29 protein-coding genes are annotated in these 25736 nt (G+C 52.4%); 14 read left to right on the forward strand and 15 right to left on the reverse strand.

Features of this window, described 5'->3' with window-relative positions; genetic code table 11:
* Window positions 1–215: 215 nt before the first annotated feature.
* The 10 genes from J1782_RS05960 to J1782_RS06005 form a co-directional block, all read right to left on the reverse strand.
* Window positions 216–452 (reverse strand): DinI-like family protein, encoded by a 237-nt coding sequence (locus tag J1782_RS05960; protein WP_217152648.1) that lies wholly within the window; start codon window positions 450–452, stop codon window positions 216–218.
* 9 nt (window positions 453–461) lie between these two features.
* Window positions 462–704 carry a DinI-like family protein gene (locus tag J1782_RS05965; RefSeq protein WP_217152649.1) on the reverse strand — a complete coding sequence of 81 codons (243 nt, stop codon included), beginning with the start codon at window positions 702–704 and terminating at the stop codon, window positions 462–464.
* A 42-nt stretch (window positions 705–746) separates the two neighbouring features.
* Window positions 747–1850 (reverse strand): site-specific integrase, encoded by a 1104-nt coding sequence (locus J1782_RS05970; protein ID WP_217152650.1) that lies wholly within the window; start codon window positions 1848–1850, stop codon window positions 747–749.
* 198 nt (window positions 1851–2048) lie between these two features.
* Complete coding sequence (locus tag J1782_RS05975) at window positions 2049–2291, reverse strand: hypothetical protein (protein WP_152325795.1); 243 nt, start codon at window positions 2289–2291, stop codon at window positions 2049–2051.
* A 427-nt stretch (window positions 2292–2718) separates the two neighbouring features.
* Window positions 2719–2922 (reverse strand): hypothetical protein, encoded by a 204-nt coding sequence (locus J1782_RS05980; RefSeq protein WP_104922452.1) that lies wholly within the window; start codon window positions 2920–2922, stop codon window positions 2719–2721.
* Window positions 2923–3088: 166 nt separating this feature from the next.
* The gene (cmoB, locus tag J1782_RS05985; RefSeq protein ID WP_217152651.1) at window positions 3089–4060 is read right to left on the reverse strand and encodes a tRNA 5-methoxyuridine(34)/uridine 5-oxyacetic acid(34) synthase CmoB; all 972 of its coding nucleotides are present in this window, start codon (window positions 4058–4060) and stop codon (window positions 3089–3091) included.
* Window positions 4057–4800, reverse strand: coding sequence for a carboxy-S-adenosyl-L-methionine synthase CmoA (gene cmoA, locus J1782_RS05990; RefSeq protein WP_152325797.1), 744 nt, complete (start codon window positions 4798–4800; stop codon window positions 4057–4059). The genes cmoB and cmoA overlap by 4 nt, the downstream gene beginning before the upstream one ends.
* Window positions 4801–4915: 115 nt before the next feature.
* Window positions 4916–5311, reverse strand: a complete 396-nt coding sequence (locus J1782_RS05995; RefSeq protein ID WP_152325798.1) for an MAPEG family protein — start codon at window positions 5309–5311, stop codon at window positions 4916–4918.
* A gap of 109 nt (window positions 5312–5420) precedes the next feature.
* Window positions 5421–6239 (reverse strand): DUF72 domain-containing protein, encoded by an 819-nt coding sequence (locus J1782_RS06000; RefSeq protein ID WP_217152652.1) that lies wholly within the window; start codon window positions 6237–6239, stop codon window positions 5421–5423.
* 74 nt (window positions 6240–6313) lie between these two features.
* Complete coding sequence (locus J1782_RS06005) at window positions 6314–6889, reverse strand: hydrolase (RefSeq protein ID WP_217152653.1); 576 nt, start codon at window positions 6887–6889, stop codon at window positions 6314–6316.
* A 338-nt stretch (window positions 6890–7227) separates the two neighbouring features.
* On the opposite strand from J1782_RS06005, the gene aspS reads away from it, so the two are divergent.
* The 6 genes from aspS to ruvB all read left to right on the forward strand — a co-directional run bounded on the left by aspS (window position 7228) and on the right by ruvB (window position 12588).
* On the forward strand, window positions 7228–9024 hold the full coding sequence (gene aspS, locus J1782_RS06010; RefSeq protein ID WP_217152654.1) for an aspartate--tRNA ligase: 1797 nt from the start codon (window positions 7228–7230) through the stop codon (window positions 9022–9024).
* The gene (nudB, locus tag J1782_RS06015; RefSeq protein ID WP_152325802.1) at window positions 9024–9470 is read left to right on the forward strand and encodes a dihydroneopterin triphosphate diphosphatase; all 447 of its coding nucleotides are present in this window, start codon (window positions 9024–9026) and stop codon (window positions 9468–9470) included. Before aspS ends, nudB begins: the two co-directional genes overlap by 1 nt.
* Before the next feature lie 25 nt (window positions 9471–9495).
* Window positions 9496–10239 (forward strand): YebC/PmpR family DNA-binding transcriptional regulator, encoded by a 744-nt coding sequence (locus tag J1782_RS06020; protein ID WP_152325803.1) that lies wholly within the window; start codon window positions 9496–9498, stop codon window positions 10237–10239.
* Window positions 10240–10348: 109 nt separating this feature from the next.
* Window positions 10349–10870, forward strand: a complete 522-nt coding sequence (gene ruvC / locus J1782_RS06025) for a crossover junction endodeoxyribonuclease RuvC (RefSeq protein WP_015696865.1) — start codon at window positions 10349–10351, stop codon at window positions 10868–10870.
* An 87-nt stretch (window positions 10871–10957) separates the two neighbouring features.
* A complete protein-coding gene (gene ruvA, locus J1782_RS06030; RefSeq protein ID WP_152325805.1) occupies window positions 10958–11572 on the forward strand; it encodes a Holliday junction branch migration protein RuvA in 615 nt (204 codons plus the stop codon).
* A gap of 8 nt (window positions 11573–11580) precedes the next feature.
* Complete coding sequence (gene ruvB / locus J1782_RS06035) at window positions 11581–12588, forward strand: Holliday junction branch migration DNA helicase RuvB (protein WP_015696866.1); 1008 nt, start codon at window positions 11581–11583, stop codon at window positions 12586–12588.
* A 77-nt stretch (window positions 12589–12665) separates the two neighbouring features.
* On the opposite strand, the gene J1782_RS06040 is transcribed toward ruvB, so the two are convergent.
* The 4 genes from J1782_RS06040 to J1782_RS06055 all read right to left on the reverse strand — a co-directional run bounded on the left by J1782_RS06040 (window position 12666) and on the right by J1782_RS06055 (window position 14950).
* Window positions 12666–13064 carry a fibronectin type III-like domain-contianing protein gene (locus tag J1782_RS06040; protein ID WP_254302943.1) on the reverse strand — a complete coding sequence of 133 codons (399 nt, stop codon included), beginning with the start codon at window positions 13062–13064 and terminating at the stop codon, window positions 12666–12668.
* Between the two features lie 291 nt (window positions 13065–13355).
* Entirely contained in the window at window positions 13356–13622 is a 267-nt protein-coding gene (locus tag J1782_RS06045) for a helix-turn-helix transcriptional regulator (protein ID WP_152325807.1), read from the reverse strand.
* Window positions 13623–13695: 73 nt separating this feature from the next.
* Window positions 13696–13866 (reverse strand): ash family protein, encoded by a 171-nt coding sequence (locus J1782_RS26460; RefSeq protein ID WP_256443880.1) that lies wholly within the window; start codon window positions 13864–13866, stop codon window positions 13696–13698.
* A gap of 178 nt (window positions 13867–14044) precedes the next feature.
* On the reverse strand, window positions 14045–14950 hold the full coding sequence (locus tag J1782_RS06055) for a LysR family transcriptional regulator (RefSeq protein ID WP_206738741.1): 906 nt from the start codon (window positions 14948–14950) through the stop codon (window positions 14045–14047).
* A 115-nt stretch (window positions 14951–15065) separates the two neighbouring features.
* Between J1782_RS06055 and J1782_RS06060 the strand changes: the two genes are divergently transcribed.
* The 8 genes from J1782_RS06060 to J1782_RS06095 all read left to right on the forward strand — a co-directional run bounded on the left by J1782_RS06060 (window position 15066) and on the right by J1782_RS06095 (window position 24934).
* A complete protein-coding gene (locus J1782_RS06060; RefSeq protein ID WP_217152655.1) occupies window positions 15066–15875 on the forward strand; it encodes an SDR family NAD(P)-dependent oxidoreductase in 810 nt (269 codons plus the stop codon).
* Window positions 15876–16171: 296 nt separating this feature from the next.
* Window positions 16172–18049, forward strand: coding sequence for a PTS beta-glucoside transporter subunit IIABC (gene bglF, locus J1782_RS06065; RefSeq protein ID WP_217152656.1), 1878 nt, complete (start codon window positions 16172–16174; stop codon window positions 18047–18049).
* Between the two features lie 22 nt (window positions 18050–18071).
* The gene (locus tag J1782_RS06070; protein WP_217152657.1) at window positions 18072–19469 is read left to right on the forward strand and encodes a glycoside hydrolase family 1 protein; all 1398 of its coding nucleotides are present in this window, start codon (window positions 18072–18074) and stop codon (window positions 19467–19469) included.
* A 211-nt stretch (window positions 19470–19680) separates the two neighbouring features.
* Window positions 19681–21051, forward strand: coding sequence for a carbohydrate porin (locus J1782_RS06075; protein WP_165058659.1), 1371 nt, complete (start codon window positions 19681–19683; stop codon window positions 21049–21051).
* Window positions 21052–21217: 166 nt separating this feature from the next.
* A complete protein-coding gene (gene bglG / locus J1782_RS06080) occupies window positions 21218–22066 on the forward strand; it encodes a transcriptional antiterminator BglG (RefSeq protein ID WP_152325813.1) in 849 nt (282 codons plus the stop codon).
* A 232-nt stretch (window positions 22067–22298) separates the two neighbouring features.
* Complete coding sequence (gene ansP, locus J1782_RS06085; RefSeq protein WP_152325814.1) at window positions 22299–23780, forward strand: L-asparagine permease; 1482 nt, start codon at window positions 22299–22301, stop codon at window positions 23778–23780.
* 150 nt (window positions 23781–23930) lie between these two features.
* On the forward strand, window positions 23931–24128 hold the full coding sequence (locus tag J1782_RS06090; protein ID WP_152325815.1) for a hypothetical protein: 198 nt from the start codon (window positions 23931–23933) through the stop codon (window positions 24126–24128).
* Entirely contained in the window at window positions 24128–24934 is an 807-nt protein-coding gene (locus J1782_RS06095) for a hypothetical protein (RefSeq protein WP_152325816.1), read from the forward strand. Before J1782_RS06090 ends, J1782_RS06095 begins: the two co-directional genes overlap by 1 nt.
* A 28-nt stretch (window positions 24935–24962) precedes the next feature.
* Here J1782_RS06095 and J1782_RS06100 read toward each other — a convergent pair whose 3' ends face one another.
* Entirely contained in the window at window positions 24963–25652 is a 690-nt protein-coding gene (locus J1782_RS06100; RefSeq protein WP_208950261.1) for a fumarylacetoacetate hydrolase family protein, read from the reverse strand.
* Window positions 25653–25736: the final 84 nt, after the last annotated feature.

A 25736-nucleotide genomic window follows, 5' to 3' on the forward strand; every position in this document is an offset into this window, starting at 1 on the left:
GACTTATTTTCATTGATTCCGTAATGAATATTTTCAAATCTTTTCAGAAATGGAGAAAAAATATATTTGGCTAGTTTTCTCATTTTTGAGCCTTTTATGATTTAGATGTGTACTAATTTTAAAGTCATCTAATAAGCTACCACAATAGAAAGAAGTAAGATTGGTCTTTTTAAGACAAGTCCGAGGTATGTCAATCAATACTGATTTACCTAAATTTATGACTGAAACCAGTCATCTGCGCTTTCCCACGTATTCTGCAACATCACGTCGATCACTTCTTTATCCCGCGCCGTACCTCCCATCACAGACAGTCCATCGCTATGAGCCCGCCGAACGCTGAACGTAGCGCCCGGGTAATTTCTTTCCAGCCTTTGCTCAAACTCAACTTTGAAAGCCTCGACCGCGCCGGCGGGCAGCTGCTTGGTTTTATCGATCAGCAATTCAACGTGCATAAAACCCCCTTACTCAATACCCAGCCATTCGTTAGCATCATCAAACATCTCTTCCACTATCCCGGCCAGAATCGCTTTCTGTGCTTTGCTGGCATCCGTGTTGATGCTGCTTAACGTCACCATTGGCTTAACCTTCACGTGAGCATCAGGAAAGGTGCCATGCACCCGCTTGGTCAGTTCAGCCAGAATCAGCGCATTGGCGTTCGGCACACCTACCATATTTCTTTTGTCGTAAATCAGCTCAACAAACATAAATCACCTCATTTAATTATACTGGCTGTATGTACAGTATAATTAAATTTTCAACTGATCAACCGATGACTTCAGTTTAAGCGTTTCAAATTTATCATGGAGTGACTGAGGGTATATTTCGCGATAAACCTTCCACAGAATATCTAATGACTTATGTCCAGTAACCTGTGCTACCTCCTCCAGGCTAAACCCAGCCTCAAACAATCGGCTTGCACCTTCTCGGCGGAGGTCATGGTAATGAAGGTCTTCTACACCCAGTTCTTTAGTGACCTGCCGAAACGTTTGAGTCAGAGAACGCTCCTTATATGGAAACACGCAGTCGCTGTTCTCAGGCTGTCTTTGCAGTATTTCCCATGCTTGGCCGAGGAGTGGAACAACCATGTGATTACCTTCTTTTTTCCGTGGGTCTTTCCTGTCACGAACCAGAACAGCTCTATTCTTCTTATCGACATCAGACCATTGAATGCGTGTAACTTCGCCTATTCTCATACAAGAAAGTACGGAGAACATTAAAATGTCGGCAAAGGGTGCGCCTGAGTAGGATGTCAGCGTTTTTTCTTTCAATCGCTCAATGATCATATCCAGCTCAATACCGGTAGGTCGGCGGCTTCGAGTTTTACCTGCACCGATGATCCCCATCTGGCGCATGGTTTCTCTTGCGGTAACAAAAGCATCATAATCGACGGAAATATTGAAAAGTGGCTTTGCGGAACTAAGTGCCTTACCAATGTAATTGATATCATGCGCCGCAGTAGAAGGCTGTACGCTTGTACGCCTCATAACAGCATGATCAATATAAGAAGCTGTGGTTAGCTCGTTTAAGGGGATGGACGAAATATAAGACCTTAGAACCAAGTTGAGTGTTTCTCTTTTTGACCGTCCAAACTTTACATGGGGATGATCCATATACTTTTGAATCAATTCACCTAATGTCAGTATTTTTTCTGAAGGTTTGGTCGATAGGGGTAATCCGTTCTGCTCGATATCAGCAACACGATTGACTCCCCATGCTTTAGCTAAACTCTGCTTGGTGAAAGTCTTCCTCTCACGATGAAGGTAAGCTCCATCTTCTTTAACGCCGACAGTGCAGCGGTAACGCAATTCACCTGAAGCGGTGAGTCTTTTCTCAATACTATAATAGGCCATATCAAACTGCCTCAGGGGGTGCTGTAGGGGGTGCCGAGGAGAATAAAATAGCCTAAAACGTTTGTATAATCGACAATAATATACAGTATGAATATACAGTTGAAGCTATATAGCATTGATTTTAAAGAGTAAAAAATTATACTGTCCGACGGGGCCCCCGCCATTTTGGCGGGGCTTTTTTTATGCTTAATATCTCTGCTAAACGCGGTGTTTTTCGGAAGAGCCTGCTGCGGTTTCAATCAGCGTCACCAGATGTTCGATGGCGTCTTTTGTGGGATCCTGTTTATCGCTGTTCGCCGTGTTACGGCGTAAAGACTCAACAACTTCCGTTTTTACATCGGGAAGATTTACCGAAATTGAAGCGATGCTGAATGCTATTGCAGCCTCCAGTGCCTGAGCGGTGCGCAGGAGAACATCCGGGTTTTCGTGTGAGTCGGACACTTTATAACCTTGTGGTTTGAATGGTTGTAGGAGACTAGCATTTCCATTACATTTGGAAAGGGTATCAGATCGAAAATTGGACAAATGTTGTCATTTAATCTGAAAATTGTCAGCCCCAGGTGAGGTAAGCCACGCCAAACATGCCGGCTTTAACCACCAGACACATCACAAAGAGGCCTAAAACAATCACTGCACGATCAAAAAGGAATCGGATTCGCCGGCGCATACTTATCTCCGCGACAGGTTCGCGTTCTGATGAATAACTTTGGCCGAATTTATACACGAAACACTATGAATCAATCCAACGATAAAGTATGAAAACAGGAAGCTTTACAAAGGCCTGGCGCACAGAGGCCGTCAGCCCTGATCTTAAGGCCGCAAAAGGTGAATAAATTCGGAAGATTTATGTCAGTCAGAAGTGTGCTGGCTACTTTTCGTAGAAGTTTTTAATTTTGATTGCGACATCGATATTGGCCCAGTGCAATTCGTTTTCCTGATGCAGACTGCTGCTGCCATCTTCCCAGGAAACGTAATATGAGACGATTTCCTTATCAGATTCAAACGTATTCATCACGGTGCCTTTGATATCGCCGGATCTGTGTTGAACGATACTGCCTTTAGGGAATTTCATACATCCTCCCAGAACGTTAACCACGATCTCTGTCAGAACAAACAGATAGCCATTCCGAAAGGTTAGACCTTTTTAATCCCGGATGTACAGCGCGAGGGGGCAGAAAGCCGGAGATAAATGCGGAGAAGGTTTCCGCCAGACAGTGTGCCTGGCGGAGAAAACAGGTTTAAGGTTTGCGGGCGATAAGCAACGCGCGGCGCGGTGCCGGATAACCTTCAATAGTTTTCGTCGGATCGTTCGGGTCTAGGAATTCGGCCAGTGATTCGCTGGTCATCCAGTCGGTACGGCGCTGTTCCTCAACTGTAGTGACGCTGACATCCGCGATACGCACATCTAAAAATCCGCATTTAATCAGCCAGTCTTTCAGCGCTTCGGCAGACGGAATGAAATAGATATTTCCCATCTGCGCGTAACGGTCGCCTGGCACCAGAATCTGCTGACTGTCACCTTCGACAACCAGCGTTTCCAGCACCAGTTCACCGCCACTGACCAGCTGGTTTTTCAGCTGATAAAGATGATCCAGCGGTGAACGTCGGTGATAAAGCACGCCCATCGAGAAAACAGTGTCAAACGCGTTCAGCTCAGGCAACTGCTCAATGCCCAGCGGCAGTAAATGTGCACGCTGATCGCCGCCCAGCAATTTACGTACGGCTTCAAACTGGCAGAGGAAAAGCTGCATCGGATCGATACCGACGGCCAGATGCGCGCCCGCGCCAATCATGCGCCACATGTGATAGCCGCTGCCGCAGCCGACGTCTAAAATTGTACGGCCTGCCAGAGAAGAGATGTGCGGAAGTACGCGATCCCATTTCCAGTCTGAACGCCATTCGGTATTGATTTCAACGTCATACAGCGAAAAAGGCCCTTTGCGCCATGGCATCATATTACGCAGCAGATTTTCAATTCCTTCGCGCTGACCGGCGGGCAGCGGGATTTCCATATTGGCGGAAACGCTGTGCAGCAAATCCAGACGTTCAGGCTGTAACAGCGGCAGGCGGTCAACCGAGTTAAACCACAGCTTGAACTTACCGTGCAGCGACTCTTTCTGCCAGGCGGTCAGTTGCGAAGGCAGCGTATTGAGCCACGGGCTCAGCGGGCCTTTGGCAATCACGCGGTAAAAATCACCAAAATTAATCATTCTGCTTCCCCGGCTTTCACGGCAATCAGCGAGCCAAAGTTAAAGCACTGGAACCAGAGTTCAGTGTGCTGGAAACCAGCCTGATGCAGGCGCGCTTTGTGGGTTTCAACAGAATCGGTCAGCATCACGTTTTCCAGCATGCTGCGTTTCTGGCTGATTTCCAGCTCGCTGTAGCCGTTCGCACGTTTGAAATCATGATGCATATTGAAGAGCAGTTCGCCGACGTCTTTGTCCGCGAAACTGAATTTCTCTGACAGCACCAGCGCTGCGCCCGGGCGCATTCCCTGATAGACCTGATTCAGCAGGCGCTGACGATCGTCCGGTTCAAGAAATTGCAGGGTGAAATTGAGCACAACCATCGAGGCATTTTTGAGTTCGATATCCAGAATATCGGCTTCAATAACGTTAACCGGCGTATCGGCGCGGAAGGCGTCGATGTGGCGTCGGCAGCGTTCCACCATGGCGGGGGAATTGTCGACCGCAATGATTTCGCAACCCGAAACCTTGATATTGCGGCGCATCGACAGCGTAGCCGCACCAAGCGAGCATCCCAGATCATAGACATTCGTGTCGGGCTTAACAAAGCGCTCGGCGAGCATGCCAATCATCGAAATAATGTTGGAATAACCCGGTACAGAACGTTGGATCATATCGGGGAAAACTTCAGCAACGCGTTCATCGAACGTCCAGTCGCCCAGCTTATCTATCGGTGCAGAAAACAGCGTATCGTGCTTTGCCATAATGGTGAGTCGAACCAAAAAATTGAAGGGACAGAATTTTGAGGGCGAATTTTAGCAGATACTGAGGCGGGCAGATACCTGTGCGCGGCGCTGCCCGTAAAAAACGGCGGAAAAGCTAATCGAATGCCAGAAACTGGGACCACGGCAAATAGATGATATTCGCGATAACCATTAACACCAGCGAGATATAAGTGGCGGCCATGCCGCTGCGGCGCCAGGCGAATTCGCGGTGTTTTAAGCCGTAATAATGGAACAGCCGGCCGGTAATCAGCAGTAATCCGCAGGCATGAATCATCCAGACGCCGGCACCGTTCATTTCCATAAACAGCAGCAATAAACAGCCGATTGGCAGGTATTCGACGGCGTTGCCGTGAACGCGGATGGCGGTTTGCAATTCGTAGGAGCCGCCGTCGCCGGTGGCAATGCGGTACTGCATTCTCAGGCGTACGACATCGAAAGAGAGTTTGATCAAAAGTATGGCGGCAAGCACGACATATAACGCGCTAATCATGATGACTTCCTTGGTTATTCCCTGTGATCCGGTGGGGCAATGACCCGCTTCACTGCGCCATTATGATAGCGGCAAGACGCAAAACTGTCGTCAGACATTCACGAATAATTTAGAACAGTGCGTCCTGTTCCGGCCAGTCAGGTTCAGGCTGAACGGTCGGAATTTTAGCCCGCAGCAAGGGCCACAGACTGCGCGCCTGTTGCGGTGCGTCGGTGCAGTCCGGCGTGTGGATAAACAGATAAGGAGAAAGCCCCTGGGTTTCCCACGCCGCAAGTTTGCCTGCCCACTGTGCGAACAGCGGCCGGTTATCGTCAAGAATATCACCGCCGATGAAACGCACGATTGGGCGCGTCGCAGTTACAACGGCATGCAGCGGCAGAACAGGTTTTTTTCGTTTGGCGTCAAGCACCGCTTCAGTTTGAGATTTCGAGCTGTGAACCGGACGGCTGTCGAGAATGGTGCGGTTGATCCCACGCTGATGTAACCCCTGATTCAGCGCACGCTCGGCATCGCCTTTGGCGAAGAAATCAGAATGGCGTACTTCAACGCCGTAATCAAAACCGGCGGGCAGGGCATCAAGAAAATGCCATAAACGCTCAAGATGCGCGGGTGCAAAAGTGGGCGGAAGCTGTAACCAGAGCTGCCCGATGCGTTCGCCAAGCGGCTCCAGCGTGCGGTAAAACGTATCGACATCTTCCTGACAGTTCGCCAGTGCCGCTTTATGGCTGATGGATGACGGGAATTTAAAACAGAAACGGAAGGATTCAGGCGTCATATCGCGCCAGCGCATCACTACGTCCTGTTTCGGCAACGCATAAAATGTGGTGTTGCCTTCGACACAATTGAAATACCGGGCGTAATCAGCCAGATCGCGAAGCCCGATACGGGCCCAGGCGTTGTGGTGCCATTGCGGTAAACCAATATACATGCCGCGCTTCCTCTGTTTTTTCCATAAAAAACGCCGCCCGGCAGGCGGCGTCAGGGATATCCGGCAGGGTAACGTTACTGTGGCAGTGCGGCAAGCACTTCGGCGGTTGAACGTACGCGGCTGATGCGCGGGAAGATAAACTGCACGCTGGACTGATGATGGTCGTTGTTGTGCGCGCTGCAGGCATCTTCGGCGATCACCAGCTCATAGCCGTGTTCCCAGGCGTTACGGGCTGTGGATTCCACACCGATGTTGGTGGAAATGCCGGCCAGCACAATGCTTTTAATGCCACGGCGGCGCAGTTGTAAATCCAGATCTGTACCATAGAAGGCACCCCACTGGCGTTTAACCACCAGCAAGTCTTTGTCGGTGACGCCCAGTTGCTCCGGGAATTCCCACCAGCTCGCTGGCAGGCCGCCTTCCGGCGCGGCCGCAGGGACATCGACCGGCTGTTTCAGCGCTTCGTCAAAAGAGTCGGACCAGCCCACGCGCACCATTATCACCGGAGAGCCCAGTTTACGGAAACGGTTTGCCAGTTCAGTGGCGTTATCCAGAACCTGCTGCGCGGTATGCGGGCCGCCGGCAAACGGCAGAATGCCTTTCTGTAAATCGATCAGCACTAATGCAGTGGTTTTAGGGTCGAGTTTCATGGTGTTAGCTCCCGGTTATCAAAAGGGGTAAATAGAGGCAGGAATAATGAACTGCGTGTACAAAGGGGATAGCCGGAGTCTATGCTAACGCGTGGGTCATAATGGGGATAATTTTGTTAAATTATGTGTAGCAAGCAACATGTGTGAATTTCCGCGCCAGCCTTGATGCGTTCGCACTTATCCTGCGGCGGAAATTCCTTTATAATAGCCGCCTTTTTTCGACCCGAATAAAACCCATTCCGCGCGCTGCACAGTTTTGCGGCGGGCGACCAGAGTGAATAACCGTTTCTGTACCTGTGCGCCATGAGGCCGGGTAGTGGGATCAAAAGGATACCGTTATGCGTACTGTATATTGTGGAAAACTGAATGCGTCCAATGTGGGCCAGGAAGTGACATTGTGTGGCTGGGTTAACCGTCGCCGCGATTTGGGTGGTTTGATTTTCATCGATATGCGTGACCGCGAAGGTATCGTTCAGGTCTTCTTCGACCCGGATCAGGCCGAAGCCTACAAACTGGCTTCTGAACTGCGTAACGAGTTTTGTATCCAGTTAACCGGTACCGTCCGTGCACGTCCTGAAAGCCAGTTCAACAAAGACATGGCGACCGGTGAAGTGGAAGTGTTCGCTAACCAGCTGAACATCATCAACCGTTCAGAAGCGCTGCCGCTGGACTCCAATCACGTCAACACTGAAGAAGCGCGTCTGAAATACCGCTATCTGGATCTGCGTCGCCCCGAGATGGCTAACCGCCTGAAAGCGCGTGCAAAAATTACCAGTTTCGTGCGTCGTTTCATGGACAGCCATGACTTCCTCGACATTGAAACCCCGATGCTGACCAAAGCCACACCGGAAGGCGCGCGTGACTATCTGGTGCCAAGCCGTGTGCATAAAGGCAAATTCTACGCTTTGCCGCAGTCTCCTCAGCTGTTCAAACAGCTGCTGATGATGTCCGGTTTTGATCGCTATTATCAGATTGTTAAATGCTTCCGTGACGAAGATTTACGTGCTGACCGTCAGCCGGAATTCACCCAGATTGACGTGGAAACCTCTTTCATGAGCGCTGAGCAAGTGCGCGAGGTGATGGAGAAACTGGCCCGCGAACTGTGGCAGGAAATCAAAGGCGTGGATCTGGGTGATTTCCCGGTCATGACCTTTGCAGAAGCCATGCGTCGTTTCGGTTCAGACAAACCGGACCTGCGTAACCCGATGGAAATGGTTGATGTTGCTGAACTGATGAAAAACATCGAGTTCAAAGTGTTCGCTGATCCGGCTAACGATCCGAAAGGCCGTGTAGCGGCATTACGCGTTCCGGGCGGTGCCTCCCTGAGCCGTAAGCAAATTGATGAGTACGCGAAATTCATCGAAATCTACGGCGCGAAAGGCCTGGCTTACATCAAAGTCAACGAAGTGGCGAAAGGTCTGGAAGGTATTCAGAGCCCGGTTGCCAAATTCCTGAATGAAGAACTGCTGTCCGCCCTGATCGAACGTACCGGCGCGCAAGACGGTGACATGATCTTCTTCGGCGCAGCCAGCGCGAAGATTGTGACCGACGCAATCGGCGCACTGCGTCTGAAAGTAGGTCGCGATCTGAAAATCACCAACGAAGACATGTGGGCTCCGCTGTGGGTTATCGACTTCCCGATGTTTGAAGACACCGACGAAGGCGGCCTGAGCGCCATGCACCACCCGTTCACAGCACCGAAAGAGATGACGGCGCAGGAACTGGCGGCAAACCCGGTTTCCGCAATCGCGAATGCCTACGACATGGTCATCAACGGCTACGAAGTGGGTGGCGGCTCTGTGCGTATTCACCGCAGCGAAATGCAGCAGACCGTGTTCAGCATTCTGGGCATTAACGAACATGAACAGCGCGAGAAATTCGGCTTCCTGCTCGACGCCCTGAAATACGGTACACCGCCACATGCCGGTCTGGCATTTGGTCTGGATCGTCTGGTTATGCTTCTGACCGGTACGGATAACATCCGTGACGTTATCGCTTTCCCGAAAACCACGGCAGCGGCCTGTCTGATGACCGAAGCACCAAGCTTCGCGAATCCGGCCTCTTTACTGGAACTCGGTATTGCGGTTGTTGCGAAAAAAGAAGTGACGCCAGACACAAATACTGAGAATAACTAATGAGCTATAAGCGTCCTGAGTCGATACTGTGCGTCATCTACGCCAGAAACACCGGCAGGGTGCTGATGCTCCAACGAAAGGATGACCCGAATTTCTGGCAGTCGGTGACCGGTAGCCTGGAAGGCGGGGAATCCCCGAATCAAACCGCGCAGCGTGAAGTGATGGAAGAGGTCGGAATCGACATCGCAGGTGAAAACCTGCCTCTTCAGGATTGTGACCGTTGCGAGGACTTTGAAATATTTGCGCATTTGCGCCATCGCTATGCTCCCGGCGTAACCCGTAATAAAGAACATTGGTTCTGTCTGGCGTTACCCGACGAGCGTGATGTGGTTCTTACCGAACATCATGCGTTCCGGTGGCTGGGAAAAGCGGAAGCGGCAGCGCTGACCGTCTCCCCGAGCAACCAGCAGGCGATTGAAGAATTTGTAAACTATTCGGTCTGTTAAGACTTTAGACTTTTTGGAGATATTTATGGCAGGTCACAGTAAGTGGGCCAACACCAAGCACCGCAAAGCGGCGCAAGATTCTAAACGTGGCAAAATCTTCACCAAAATCATTCGTGAGCTGGTTACCGCTGCACGTCTGGGCGGCGGCGATGCGGGTTCAAACCCACGTCTGCGTGCTGCAATTGATAAAGCACTGTCCAACAACATGACCCGCGATACCCTGAACCGTGCCATTGCGCGTGGCGTCGGTGGTGACGAAGACACCAACATGGAAACCATCATTTATGAAGGTTACGGCCCGGGTGGTTCTGCAATCATGGTCGAATGTCTGAGTGACAACCGCAACCGTACCGTGGCTGAAGTGCGTCATGCCTTCACCAAAACCGGCGGTAATCTGGGCACTGACGGTTCCGTTGCGTACCTGTTCTCCAAGAAAGGCGTGATTTCTTTCGCACCAGGTCTGGATGAAGATGTGCTGATGGAAGCCGCACTGGAAGCGGGCGCAGAAGATATCCAGTCTTACGACGATGGCGCCATCGATGTGTTCACAGCCTGGGAAAATCTGGGCGAAGTGAAAGACGCACTGGAAGCTGCCGGTTTCAAAGCAGATTCCGCAGAAGTCACCATGATCCCATCGACCAAAGCCGACATGGATGCAGAAACTGCACCAAAACTGTTGCGCCTCATCGACATGCTGGAAGATTGTGACGACGTACAAGAGGTTTACCACAACGGTGAAATCTCCGACGAGATCGCAGAAACTCTGTAATCTCACCGCAGCCGGTGGTCTCCACCGGCTGGCTATTCTCAAATCCCTCAGCAGTTTATACTGTCTCCAACTTTCGCAAAAAAACGACAACACAAGGCGTTGAGCTGCTATGGCTATTATTCTGGGGATCGACCCCGGTTCACGCATCACCGGCTATGGCATTATCCGCCAGACAGGGCGTCAGCTGAGTTATCTGGGCAGCGGCTGCATCCGTACCGTCGTTGACGATATGCCGGGGCGTTTGAAATTAATTTACGCCGGCGTATCGGAAATTATTACGCAGTTCCAGCCTGACTTTTTTGCCATCGAATCCGTATTCATGGCGAAGAATGCTGACTCCGCGTTAAAGCTCGGGCAGGCGCGTGGCGCAGCGATTGTAGCCGCAGTGAATCAGGATTTGCCGGTGTTCGAATACGCCGCGCGGCAGGTGAAACAAACAGTTGTCGGTACAGGTGCTGCCGAAAAATCGCAGGTGCAGCACATGGTGCGTTCTATCCTGAAACTGCCCGCCAATCCGCAGGCCGATGCCGCCGATGCACTGGCGATTGCGATTACGCATTGTCATATGAGCCAGAATGCGATCCGGCTGAGTTCTGATAAATTGCAGATGGCGCGCGGACGTATGCGATAGACGCCGCAAGTCCATTAGGCTGGATATTCATCCAGCCTTTTTTATGATATAAACACTGCAGCTTTTGACCTGATAAGGAAAACGAACGTGATAGGCAGACTTCGAGGCATTATTCTGGAAAAACAGCCACCTCTGGTGCTGCTGGAAACCAACGGCGTGGGCTATGAAGTGCATATGCCGATGACCTGTTTTTACGAATTGCCCGAACTGGGTCAGGAAGCCATCCTCTTCACGCAATTTATCGTTCGCGAAGATGCCCAACTGCTTTACGGGTTCAATGATAAACAAGAGCGCGCGCTGTTCCGGGAACTGATCAAAGTGAACGGCGTTGGGCCAAAGCTGGCGCTGGCAATCCTCTCAGGCATGTCGGCACAGCAGTTCGTCAGCGCAGTGGAAAAGGAAGAAATCACTGCCTTAATTAAGTTACCTGGCGTCGGTAAGAAAACCGCAGAACGCCTGGTCGTCGAAATGAAAGACCGGTTTAAAGGATTAAACGGTGATCTATTTAACAATCATACTGATATCACGCTACCTGCATCGGCGTCGAAAGCGAAAGAATCTGATGCCGAAGGTGAAGCAGTAGCCGCCCTGATATCCCTCGGATACAAACCGCCGGAAGCCAGCCGCATGATCAGTAAAGTGGCGAAACCGGGTGCAGAATCCGAAACGTTGATTAGAGAAGCGCTGCGCGCGGCGCTGTGAGGTAAACGATGATTGAAGCTGACCGCCTGATTTCTTCTGAAGTGTTTAGTGAAGAAGAGGTCATTGACCGTGCGATCCGCCCGAAGCTGCTTAACGAATATGTCGGGCAGCCCCACGTGCGCTCGCAGATGGAAATCTTTATTCAGGCGGCAAAGCAACGCAAAGATGCACTCGATCACCTGCTGATTTTCGGGCCGCCGGGGCTGGGTAAAACCACGCTGGCGAACATTGTTGCCAACGAAATGGGCGTGAATCTGCGCACGACTTCCGGACCGGTGCTGGAAAAAGCCGGTGATCTGGCCGCGATGCTGACCAATCTCGAACCTCACGACGTACTGTTTATCGATGAAATCCACCGCCTCTCGCCGGTTGTCGAAGAAATTCTGTATCCGGCGATGGAAGATTATCAGCTGGATATCATGATTGGCGAAGGCCCGGCGGCGCGTTCCATCAAGCTTGATTTACCCCCGTTCACTCTGATTGGTGCCACGACGCGCGCCGGTTCCCTGACGTCTCCGCTGCGTGACCGTTTCGGTATTGTGCAGCGTCTGGAATTTTATCAGGTCGCCGATTTGCAGCATATCGTCGGGCGCAGTGCGTCCTGCCTCGGGCTGGAATTGTCGGAAGAAGGGGCGCATCAGATTGCCCGCCGCTCGCGTGGCACGCCGCGTATTGCCAACCGCCTGCTGCGCCGCGTGCGTGATTTTGCCGAAGTGAAAGGCGACGGTACGATCAACGGTGATGTAGCAAATGGCGCGCTGGACATGCTGGACGTTGATGCGGAAGGTTTCGATTATATGGACCGCAAACTGCTGCTGGCGATTATCGATAAATTCACCGGCGGGCCGGTAGGGCTGGATAACTTAGCTGCCGCAATTGGCGAAGAACGTGAAACGATTGAAGACGTGATCGAACCGTTCCTGATCCAACAGGGCTTTATCCAGCGAACGCCGCGCGGACGTATGGCAACCAACCACGCGTATAAGCATTTCGGCATTACGCGGGAAACTGAATAACAGCCTATCTGAACCCTGTAAAAACGGACGCTGAAGCGTCCGTTTTGCTTTCTGATTTTGTGATCTGCGAGTAGCCTTTACTGATTCACCTCACACCGGCTGACCATCCGCCTGTTACGTGGCAATTCCCGCACTTTTCCGGCCAGTGTCACCTTACCGTTAGCGCGAATATCAGCGCTGGAAGCCCCGACCTGAACGTCAATAAAGCCCGGCTCAACGATGCGTTTGTGCGCGGCGTTGGTGAAATTCAGCATGTCGGTTGGAATACTGAAATTCAGCGTGGCGGTTTCTCCGACGTTCAGTTCAACGCGCTGGAATGCTTTCAGTTCGTGCACCGGCCGCACCAGAGAAGCCACGCAGTCGCGCAGATAAACCTGAACCACTTCGCTGCCTGCTCGCGAACCGCTATTGGTTATCTGAATCTGTACGGAAATTTCGCCGTTTTCGATGACGACTGGCTGCTGATTTAGCTGCAAATCGTGATACCGGAACGTGGTGCCGCTCAGCCCGTAACCAAACGGGTATTTCGCGCCGAAATGGAATGCAATCGGCGTCCCGCCACTTTACGTTTTTTTGATTTTGTTTTTTTTATTTGTGAACGGGATCAAACAGAATGAGGCCTGGCCGGCAAAAGCCCGCAGCGAACGGTATGCGGTCTCTTGCGAATGGATGGAAACCTTTGCGGTAACGGCATGAATATTTAAAAATTCGCCGGTCTGAGACTCTTCAAAATGCGGTGAAAGCCAGGCTCCCACCGCTGTTACGGATTAACTCTCCGCTTTAGGGTTCCGCAATTTAGGAACAACCAACTCCCCGTTGGCATTGTAATAACGGCTTGGCCAGATTTCCCACGCCGGAACGCCGATCATTGCCGCAATAATCAACTCACCTTTGGGCCAGCGTCGCGACAGCGTATTGGACAGGGTTGATGCGCCCAGTCCGGAATCACGCGAGAGTGCCGTCAGCGTTGAGCCTTTTTTGCGAATTGCAGCGATAATATCGGCGGGATGCCAGTCTTCACGGGTGTTCTTCATATGCTCTCTCCGTAACAAACGGGAGCATAAACCAACAGTGGGGGAGGAAGTAATGCCTGCCTTGGCTTGTCGTTCATGGTTCATTGTCCAGTAGTTTAATGTTACAGCGACCACCGGAGTTGAGAATCTCACTGGTGGTAGCCCTGACGGGGTTCTCAACACCGGTTCTACTGGATACCGGCCTGACCGTAGTCAGCCCCGCCTGAGCCACCATTGAGATATTGCTTGTTGTTTGTACAGGCAATAGGCATGCGCAGACTCAAACGTGAAATGCACTTATGCACTCCATGTCGCCAGTAAACATTCAGGTTGAGAATCCTGGTTACGGATTTTGCCGTAACGGGGGAATTATAACGTAACGGCTTACGTGTACCAACACCGCATTAGGAGTGCCTTTAAATTCTTGACGTTAAATGAGCGAATTAGTGATCCCGCAGCGGTAAACGAAAGCTGCTGATCACGGCTTTTAACGCCGCAGAAAGCTGGCGGTGACCGGGATAATAGAGAAAGAAACCGGGAAACGTGACCGACCAGTCTTCGAGCACGCGGATAAGCAAACCCTGTGCGACCAGCGCGTCATGTTCCGGGCTGCGGGCTGTGTAGACCAACCCGATCCCGTCGAGAGCGAGGCGAGTCATCATCGTTACGCTGTCGACAATCAGCGGGCCGCGGACCGGCACCGCAATTTGTTTACCTTCTTTTTCAAATTCCCATCGATACAACGCACCGCCGGTAATTTCCCGTCGCCCGATGCAGGCGTGATGTTGCAAATCGGGGGGTGAGAGCGGTTTCGCATGCCGCGCGAAATATTCAGGCGAGCCGTAAACCGCCGAATGAAAATCGGACGTCAGGCGAACCGCACTCATATCCTGCTGAACGTCGCCGCGGATACGCACTCCGGCATCAAATCCTTCAGTAACGATATCCACGAAACCGTCGTTGGTGGCCAGTTCCAGCCGGATGTCCGGGAAATCCAGATTAAATTGCTTCAGCTGCGGCATAAAAACGAGATCTGCCGCAATGCGCGGCGTATTGATGCGCACCGTGCCTTGCGGAGTTTCCCTGAAGGTATTCACTTTCTCAACTGCACCGGCAATCGCCGCAAACGCAGGCGCAATTTCGGCCAGCAGCGCAATCCCCGCTTCGGTCGGCGAAACGGTACGCGTGGTGCGGTTCAGTAACCGTACGCCCAGCCGTTCTTCCAGCGCGCGTAAAGAATGGCTGAGGGTGGATGGGGTTAAATTCAGCCGCGCCGCCGCCTTACGGAAGCTTTTTTCTTCTGCCACGGCGACAAAGGCGGTCAGTTCACCCAGTTCGTTAGTCCGCATTTCTTTTCTCATTGATGAATATGAACCAGTAAATCATGCGATATAAGACGGCTTATCCACAACAATTAATCCTCTTATAGTCAGGTTCTGGTCAACATATTTCTCAGAGGTTTCTATGTCACAACAATTACATCTTCAGGGATCACATCTTCATATTCAGCCCCTTCGTCTGCATAACCGCGTGGCGCTGGTCACTGGCGGAGGAAGCGGAATTGGCCGTGCCGCGGCGCTGGCTTTATCACGCGACGGCGCAAAAGTGGTGGTCGCCGGGCGTCGTGAGGCGGAACTTTTGCAAACCGTTGCGCTGATCCATGAACAGGGCGGCGACGCGCTGGCGGTGCCGGCAGACGTTTCAGACAGCGCGCAGGTTCAACATATGATTGCGGAAACGCTGGCGCATTTCGGGCGTCTGGACGCGGCGTTTAATAATGCCGGTGTCGAAGGTTTTGCGCCGGTCAGCGAAATGACGGAAGCCGAATTCGACCGCGTGATCGCCATCAATCTGAAAGGCGTCTGGCTGTCCGTGAAATATGAACTGGAGGCGATGGTGGCCGCAGGTCACGGCGGCGCGATTGTGAATACGTCCTCGTGGCTGGCGCACGGTGCGAGTTTCGGGTCTGCGGCTTATTCCGCCAGCAAGGGCGGTCTGGATGCCATGATCCGCGCCATTGCGCTGGAAACCGGCGCGCATAAAATCCGTATCAACAACGTGAATCCAGGCATTATCGATACGCCGATGGCACGACGGATGGGCGCGAATGAAGAGATGCTCAGGCCGTTTGTTCAGCTGACACCGGCAGGGCGCGTGGGCGAATCCGACGACGTGGGCGACGTTGTTGCGTGGCTGTGCAGCGACGAAGCGCGGTTTGTCACCGGGCAAAATCTGCTGGTAGACGGCGGATTCACCATCGCCGGTCTGCGCTAGTTTGCCGGAGATGCTCAGGGACGAGCCTCCTTCAGCACAAAGTCTGAAGCCGATCACAGTTTCGTCACACGGCTGATATTACGACTTGTTTCTGTCAACGATTCGCCCGAGAATCCGTTGCAGAAAGCAGGATTGTTACTGTCTGACAGGCAAAACCTAAACTTCTCGTTTCTTCGCATGCCGCGAAGAGACCGGACGTTTAGGTTTTTTTTTGGCCTGAATTCAGGGGCCGGCCGCCCCTTTGAAATACAACGGCAATGTCGTGCACGACGCCATTACTCTGATGAGATAACACCATGGAATACAAAACATTAGCCGACGAAATTCTCCGCGGAGTGGGCGGAAAGGAAAACGTGAACAGCGTGGTGCATTGCGCCACCCGTTTACGGTTCAAGCTTAAAAACATCAGTAAAGCGGATGCCGAAGGATTAAAAAAGAACCCCGGCGTCATTATGGTGGTGGAAAGCGGTGGCCAGTTTCAGGTCGTGATCGGCAACCACGTCGGCGCGGTCTATGACGCTTTAGTGCGCGGCAGCGCACTTTCGGAAAGCGGTGATGAAGAAGAGGGGCAGGATAAAGGCAATCTGTTCGCCCGCGCCATTGACGTCATTTCCGGTATTTTCACCCCGTTTATCGGCATCATGGCCGCGTCAGGGATCCTGAAAGGGTTTCTGTCACTGGCGCTGGCCTGCGGCTGGCTGAATCCGGAAAGCGGCACGTATAAAGTCTGGTTCGCCGCCAGCGACGCCATGTTTTACTTCTTCCCGCTGGTGATCGGCTATACCGCCGGGAAAAAATTCGGCGGCAATCCGTTTGTAACGATGATGATTGGCGGCGCGATGGTGCATCCGCTGATGACGGCGGCATTTAACGCTCAGCAGCCGGGCGTACCGTCTGAACATTTCTTTGGCATACCGCTGGTTTTCATCAACTACGCCTCATCGGTTATTCCGGTGATCCTTGCCGCGTGGGCCTCCAGCTGGATGGAAAAACGTCTGATGAAACTACTGCCGGGTTCCCTGCGCAATTTCATTACGCCGCTTATCTGCCTGATGGTAATTGTCCCGCTGACCTTCCTCCTCATCGGGCCGGTCGCGACCTGGGCCAGCCAGCAACTTGCTAACGGCTATCAGTTTATCTATCACATCAGCCCGGCCATCGCGGGGGCCTTTATGGGTGGCCTGTGGCAAGTCTGTGTGATCTTCGGTCTGCACTGGGGGCTGGTGCCGCTGATGATCAACAACTTCAGCATTCTGGGCCACGACACCATGCTGCCGCTGTTATTACCGGCCGTGATGGGGCAGGTTGGCGCTGTAATCGGCGTGATGTTGCGTGCTAAAGACGCGCGTACCAAAGCACTGGCGGGTTCAGCGGTCAGCGCCGGGATTTTCGGTATCACAGAACCGGCGGTTTACGGCATTAACCTGCCACGCCGCCGTCCGTTTATTTTCGGCTGCGTCGGCGGCGCGCTGGGCGCGGCAATCCTCGGTTATTTCCAGACTACCGCGTACTCGTTCGGCTTCGCTAACATCTTCACTTTCACGCAGATCATTCCACCGACGGGTTTTGACCAGACGGTTACCGCCGCGATCGCCGGCACCGTTTTTGCCCTCGCGTTTGCCGCTCTGGCAACGTTCTTCTTCGGGATGAATGAAGAAGCGAAAGCGGGTGAAACGGCCGATAGCGTCTCGCCGGCTTCCGTCCAGGCGCCGCGTGGCAAAACCCTGGTGACCAGCCCGATTGCCGGTATCTGCGTGGCGCTTGAAGATGTGAAAGATCCGACATTTGCCAGCGGTTTGCTGGGTAAAGGTGTAGCGATTATTCCGTCCGCGGGCCGTGTCGTTTCGCCGGTCAACGGCACCGTGGTTTCCCTGTTCAAAACCCATCACGCTATCGGAATTGAATCAGAAGACGGCGCGGAAATCCTGATCCACGTCGGTATCGATACCGTGAAGCTTGATGGCAAATTCTTCACGCCGCACGTGGCAGCAGACACCGTCGTGAAGCAGGGTGATTTGCTGCTGGAGTTCGACACCCAGGGCATTGCCGATGCCGGTTACGACCTGACTACGCCTGTACTTATCACCAACAGCGACGATTATCTCGACGTCATTCCGGCCAGCACGGGTCAGGACGTCGGCGAACAAGCTCTATTACTTACCCTTTTACGATAACAGTCAGAACCAGGAGATTCACATGAGCAAGCAATTCCCGAAGGAATTCTTATGGGGCGGCGCAGTCGCAGCTAATCAGGTTGAAGGCGCGTACCTGACCGACGGTAAAGGATTGTCCACCTCTGACCTGCAACCGCAGGGCGTTTTCGGCCCGGTGCAGGAGCGCGTGGAAGGCGATTTTGGCATCAAAGATGTGGCGATTGATTTTTACCATCGTTATCCGGAAGACATGAAACTGTTCGCCGAAATGGGATTCACCGTGCTGCGAACTTCTATTGCCTGGACACGTATTTTCCCGGAAGGCGACGAACTGCACCCGAACGAAGCCGGTCTGGCGTTCTACGACCGCCTGTTTGATGAAATGGCAAAATACGGCATCACGCCGCTGGTGACGCTTTCCCATTACGAAATGCCGTACGGCATCGTGAAAAAACACGGCGGCTGGGGCAGCCGGGATACCATCGGTTTCTTCGAGAATTACGCCCGCACCGTGTTCACGCGTTACAAAGATAAAGTGAAACACTGGCTGACGTTCAACGAAATCAACATGTCGCTGCACGCGCCGTTTACCGGTGTCGGATTGCCGGAAGGCAGCAGCAAACAGGCGATTTATCAGGCCATTCATCATCAGCTGGTGGCGAGTGCCAAAGCGGTGAAAGCCTGTCATGAAATCATTCCTGACGGCAAAATCGGTAACATGCTGCTGGGCGGAATGCTCTATCCGCTGACCTGCAAACCGGCTGATATGATGGAAACGCTGCAACAAAACCGCGACTGGTTATTCTTTGGTGACGTTCAGGTACGTGGCGCGTATCCGGCGTATATGAAACGTTTCTTTAAAGATCGCGGTATGGAAATAAACATTACTGCTGAAGACAAAATAGCGCTGAAAGACACGGTCGACTTTATTTCCTTCAGTTATTACATGACCGGTTGTGTAACCACGGATGCAGAACAAAATATTAAAGCACGTGCCAATATATTAAATATGGTGCCGAATCCGCATCTGAAAAGTTCCGAATGGGGCTGGCAGATTGATCCGGAAGGTTTGAGGTTCTTAATGAATGAATTATATGACCGCTACCAGAAGCCGTTATTTATTGTTGAGAATGGTCTGGGTGCCCGCGATAAAGTCGAAGCGGATGGCAGCATTAATGATGATTACCGCATTGAGTATATCAATGACCATCTGGTGCAGGTGCGCGAAGCCATTGAAGACGGTGTGGAAGTCATGGGCTACACCAGCTGGGGGCCTATCGACCTGGTCAGCGCATCGAAAGCCGAATTCTCCAAACGCTACGGTTATATCTATGTTGACCGCGACGACCAGGGCAATGGCACGCTGGAACGCCGCCGCAAGAAAAGCTTCTTCTGGTATGCCGACGTGATTAAAACTCACGGTGCTTCTTTAAAAGCGTAAATAAACAAACCGTAATCCGGTGGCCTGAATGAGCAGGCCACTTCATACCGAACCTCAATTAATAATGCGAAATTTCACCCGCAGGGCAATCTGTGCCTGCGGGAAGGAATTCGAATAACAATAAAAAGATAATCAATAATTCGAAGGGAATGTAATGATGAAATTTTCTCAGATTTCTGTATTACCTGCACATAATGATTCCGGGTATAAAATGCGACCCGCAGTTCGTTCATATCATAAATATTTCGCGCTGGCCGTTTGTCTGGCGGGCGCAGGGATCCAACCGGCACTGGCCGCCAGCGACTGGAACGGAACCGTGCTCGGTTTTGAGGCACCCGGCGAAGGGATGCTCGGCGACATGCTGGGGATCCGGCCCATTCTTGAAGACCACGGTTTCCATTATCAGCTCGGTTACCTGAGCGAATCTTCCTACAACGCGGGCGGCGGTTATAACCACGATAAAAAACTGGCGTACATCGACCAGTTCTCGCTGACGTTTACGCAGGATCTGGAAATGTACACCGGCATTCCGGATGCGGCGATTGAAGGGAACATTGTTAACCGTAACCATGATGACAACCTGACGTCCGAACGTACGCAAGATCCGCGTGTGGGTTTTAACGATATCGCGCAGGAAAGCTGGGGAGGGCAGTCGATTACGCGTCTGGGCTGGCTGACCTTCAGTCGCAGTTTTGATGACCGCAAACTGCACTGGCGCATCGGCATGATGAACAAGAATCAGGATTTCGATCAGATTATCCCGTGCGATTTCCAGTTGCTCAGTCAGTGCGGCGGCAAATCTGCTAACTCGATGACCTGGTACAACTGGAACAAACATTACTGGGGCACCACATTCCAGTACAAACTGACGGACAGCCTGACGCTGAAAACCGGCATCATGGAACAAAACCCGGACGCGTCAGATAGAAAATACGCCTGGAGCGGTTCGCTGAAAGGCGCTCGCGGGATTTTGCTGCCGATGGAAGCCGAACTGAAAACCAAGGTCAACGGTTTGCCGGGCATTTATAACTTCGGACTGCTGTACACCAACTCGCCGCAGAAGGATCTTTCAGAGGGGAAAACGCAAAGCGTCGGCGCCAGCGACCCGGAAGGTTATCGTTCCCACAGCAGCACCTGGTTTATGTACACCGGTTTCAACCAGCAGGTGACGCAGCGTGGCGATGATCCGAACCGCGGCATGAGCGTGTCATACAGTCTCGGTCTGGCCGACCCGCGCAGCAACGCCATGCATTACACGCAGGCGGCGTCCATGCGTTATCGCGGTCTGTTCGATGCGCGCCCTGACGACTGGCTGGGTTTTGGTATGACGTACATTAAAATGAGCGACCACTACCGGCAGAATCAGGAAAACCTGAACGCCATTTATCAGGTGGATGATTACGGCAATCCGTTGTACACGCCGCTGTCCGGGCATTCGGTGAATGCCGATTTGTACTATCAGATCAAAGTGCGTTCATGGCTTATCCTGCAACCTGATTTGCAATACTGGTACCGTCCGGGTGGCGTGAAAGAAACGCAGGACGCCTGGGTGACAGGGCTGAAAGCCATTGTCACTTTCTGAGTGCGGGCATGGCCGGAGAGCCGGGATCGTTATCACGCTTTTTCAGTAATGTGCATTGAGTGGCTAATCTAACCTGCTAGAATTATCAGGCAGATACGCAATGCTGCGGCAGACAAAACCTGATCTTCTTCACTGACGATCGGGTTTTTCTTTTCAGGGAATCACAATGAAAATCGCCAAAATTTTAAATAATAACGTGGTGGTTGTCGTCAACGATCAGCAGCGGGAACAGGTCGTCATGGGCCGTGGTCTGGCGTTTATGAAAAAAACGGGAGATGAACTTGATGACAGTAAAATCGAGAAAATCTTCGCCTTACAAAACGACGAACTGGTCGCGCATCTGACGGAACTGCTCTCGCATATTCCGATGGAAGTGATGACGACCTGCGACCAGATCATTTCGCTGGCACGAACCCGGCTGGGAAAGTTGCAGGAAAATCTGTATATCGCGCTGACCGATCACTGCAACTTTGCCATTGAACGGCAGAAAAAAGGTGTGCCCATCAGCAATGCGTTGCTGTGGGAAACGCGACGTCTGTATCCCAAAGAGTATGCGCTGGGCGTGGAAGCGCTGGACATTATTGATGCCCGTCTGGGCGTGCGGTTGCCGGTGGATGAAGCCGGTTTTATTGCCCTGCATCTGGTCAACGCGCAGCTGAACGGCGAAATGCCGGAAGTGGCGCGCATTACCCGCGTGATGCAGGAAATCCTCAATCTGGTGAAATACCAGCTGCGTCTGGAATATGACGAAGAGTCGCTGAGTTATCAGCGGTTCGTTACCCACCTGAAATTTTTCGCCCAGCGGATGCTGAACCGGACCGTGGTCGCCGATGACGATATGACGCTGCATGTGGCGGTAAAAGAGAATTACCCGCAGGCGTGGCAGTGTGCAGAAAAGATCGGGGAATACCTGACGGCGCAGTACCAGCGCGGGCTGACGACGGAAGAAATCATGTACCTGTCGATCAATATTGAGCGGGTGCGCAAAGAGAGCAAACCACAAGATCATGCATAAAACTGTCGTTGCATGCGCAATTCACGCCGCGAAATATGTCTTATCACAATTTTTAAGTACGGTTTTTTTTGCCTCGGTTAATGAGAACAGGTAGCATCCTTCGCCGTTATTGCATCAAAAACAGTTCCGGCTAAAAAAACTACAGTGGGTTAACCACGTAAACGTCGTGGCTTGCAATCGTTTGCTTGCTGCACCGGCGTCAGGTGAAGGTTATTTTGGAGAACAAGTCATAATGAAGTCTCATAAGAAATCGGCAGAGGCAAAACACGCCGCCAAACGGCGCTGGCTGGATTCGCACGAAAGCGGTTACCACAAGAGCATGGGCAATCGTCAGGTTCAGATGATTGCTATTGGGGGTTCTATCGGTACCGGTTTATTCCTTGGTGCGGGTGCGCGTTTACAGATGGCAGGCCCGGCGCTGGCTATCGTGTATGCGGTATGTGGTATTTTCTCGTTCTTTATTCTGCGTGCGCTGGGTGAACTGGTTTTACACCGTCCGACCAGCGGCAGTTTCGTCTCTTATGCCCGTGAGTTTCTGGGCGAAAAGGCCTCCTATGTGGCGGGCTGGATGTACTTCCTGAACTGGGCGATGACCGGCATTGTCGATATCACCGCAGTGGCTCTGTACATGCACTACTGGGGAACCTTCGGTGATGTCCCGCAATGGATGTTTGCCCTCGGTGCGCTGGCGATTGTGGCGACCATGAATATGATCGGCGTGAAGTGGTTCGCTGAAATGGAATTCTGGTTTGCGCTGATCAAAGTCGCGGCTATCGCAATCTTCCTGGTGGTCGGCGTGGTGTTCCTCGGCACAGGCAAACAGCTCGACGGCAATACCACCGGTCTGCACCTGATCACCGACAACGGCGGTATCTTCCCGCACGGCCTGTTACCGGCGCTGGTTTTAGTGCAGGGCGTGGTCTTCGCCTTTGCGGCGATCGAACTGGTCGGTACCGCAGCGGGCGAAACGAAAAATCCTGAAAAAGTGCTGCCGAAAGCCATCAACAGCGTGATCTGGCGTATTGCTTTGTTCTACGTCGGCTCCGTCGTGCTGCTGGTTCTGCTGCTGCCGTGGAATGCGTATCAGGCGGGCCAGAGCCCGTTTGTGACCTTCTTCAGCAAGCTCGGCGTGCCGTACATCGGGACAATCATGAATATCGTGGTGCTGACCGCCGCGCTGTCGAGCCTGAACTCTGGCCTGTATTCCACCGGTCGTATTCTGCGTTCTCTGTCGATGGGCGGCTCTGCGCCGAAATTCATGTCGAAGATGAGCGCGCAGCAGGTGCCTTACGCGGGCATTCTGGTGACCGTCGGTATTTACGTAATAGGCGTCATCCTCAACTATTACGTGCCTTCGCAGGTCTTTGAGATTGTCCTGAACGTTGCGTCACTGGGCATCCTCAGCTCATGGGCATTCATCATCGTGTGTCAGATGAAACTGCGTACCGCCATCAAAGAAGGTCGGGCGAAAGACGTCTCCTTCAAAATGCCGTGGGCGCCGTTTACTTCATGGCTGACGCTGGCCTTCCTGGCGGGCGTACTGATTCTGATGGCGTTTGATTACCCGAACGGAACCTTCACGGTTTCCACTATTCCGGTGCTGATCATTCTGCTGGTTCTGGGCTGGATTGGCTTGCGTAAGCGCGCGGCGGAAGTGCATGCCGAACAGGCAGCGCACGAAGAAGCGCATCACGAAAGCGTGGAAACGAAGTAAACCGGGCAGAATGTTTGCCGTGAAAGAAGGTCGTCCTGCGGGGCGGCCTTTTTTTTGCCTTTCAGAAAGTAAACATTCCTAAACTCTCCTGATTTTTCACCGCATTGCCCTTCGTTGACTAGGCTTGTTCTTTTGCTGTGAGAGAAACCTATGCTAAAGAATCTGCTTCAAATTTTTTCCAGCCCAGAGCAATTTCTGGGGCTGTTCAGTGCGAAGGATATTGAGAATACGCTGGAGGAGGGGGAGCGTATTTTGATTGATGAAAACGGTACTGCCTCAGTCAATCCGGCGAATCAGGACATGCAGGAAGATTTCGCCCGGCACGTCAAACGCATGGGTGTGCTGTAATGGCGACGGCGGTTTTCATGGTGTTAATGGTCTGCGGTTACTGGTACACCACCCGCGACATCTCATCACGTTTCAAACTCAAACGGACATTTGGCTGGGATGTCTATTTTCTGGTGGCGCTCTACGGCTGCATTTTTGTCCTGCAAGGCGTGCTGATGATTGCGCTGGGGTATATGGCGCTGTGGGGCATTTCAGAAATCGTGAACGCCATTCCGGCCACGGTTTATGCGCATCAAAACGTTCATTACCACCGCGATTTTATCAACTGGAGTTTCTTAGGGATTCAGGCACCGGTTGTCATCATGCTCGGTATTTCGGTGATGCTTTGTCTGGTGCGCACCACCTGGTCGCCGGGCTTGCGGCTCAATACCGCCGGACGCAAGCAACTGTACAAACAGCTCACCCGGGCCAACGGCGTCGAAGGCCTTTTGTACCAGTGCATGGAGCAGGGCGATATGGTGTTTATCACGCTCCAGTCACGGCGTGTGTATATCGGGATGGTGCACACGGCGCGCTGTGAAACCTCATCATCAGATAACGTCGTGGTGATCCCGATGGTCAGCGGCTACCGCGACAAAGACACACTGGAGCTGCGCGTTGAGCACAACTATGCCCGGTATTATCAGGAACACGGCGTGACGCCTGTTTCCCAGCCGGTGAATGCACTGAATTTCAGAAAGGTGATTTTGCTCAGCCAGATAGAAACGCTGTCACTGTTTGATCCGTCCAGCGCTTGTGCATTTGAGAAGCTGATCCCGCTCGTTACGGAAGAGGCTGAAAGAAAGGCGGGAGAAAAGGACGCCTGAAATCAGGCGTCGCAGCAGGGATAGACGCTTAAACGATAGTAAAGCTGAATTCGCTCAGCCCTTCGATCCCGCCGGTGATCACATCACCGCGCACAACCGGGCCGACGCCCGCAGGCGTACCGGTGTAAATCAGGTCACCGGGCTTAAGCTCAACGGCCTGTGACAGATAACTGATCACATCCGCCACCTGCCAGATCTGATCACTTAAATCGCCGCGCTGACGTTTTTCGCCGTTCACATCCAGCCAGATTTTACCGGCGGCAGGATGTCCGGTCTGGCTGACCGGCAGCAGCGGATTCGCGGGTGCGGAATCATCAAAGCCTTTGGCGAAATCCCACGGACGCCCCTGCTTTTTGGCCTGCGCCTGGATGTCGCGACGGGTTAAATCCACGCCGACGGTATAACCCCAGACATGCGAAAGCGCGTCTCCGGCGGCGATGTTTTTACCGCCCTCGGCGATTGCTACCACCAGTTCCACTTCGTAATGCAGATCTTCGGTCAGTGTCGGATACGGCACGTTACCGCGGGCAGGAATAACCGCATCAGCCGGCTTACCAAAGAAAAATGGCGGTTCACGATCCGGATCATGCCCCATTTCGCGGGCGTGCTCGGAATAGTTGCGTCCGACGCAGTACACACGGCGTATCGGAAAACGGGCGCTCTGGCCTTCGACGGCAAGAGAGGAAACTTCAGGTGTAGCAATTACATATTCAGTCATCGTATTCACTTCACAAAGTTGGCGAATTAACATATTTGCAAAGCAAATCAACATTGACCAGTAAATTTATGTTACTGGTCAATG

Source organism: Rahnella sp. BCC 1045, assembly GCF_019049615.1.
Classification (GTDB): Bacteria; Pseudomonadota; Gammaproteobacteria; order Enterobacterales; family Enterobacteriaceae; genus Rahnella; species Rahnella contaminans.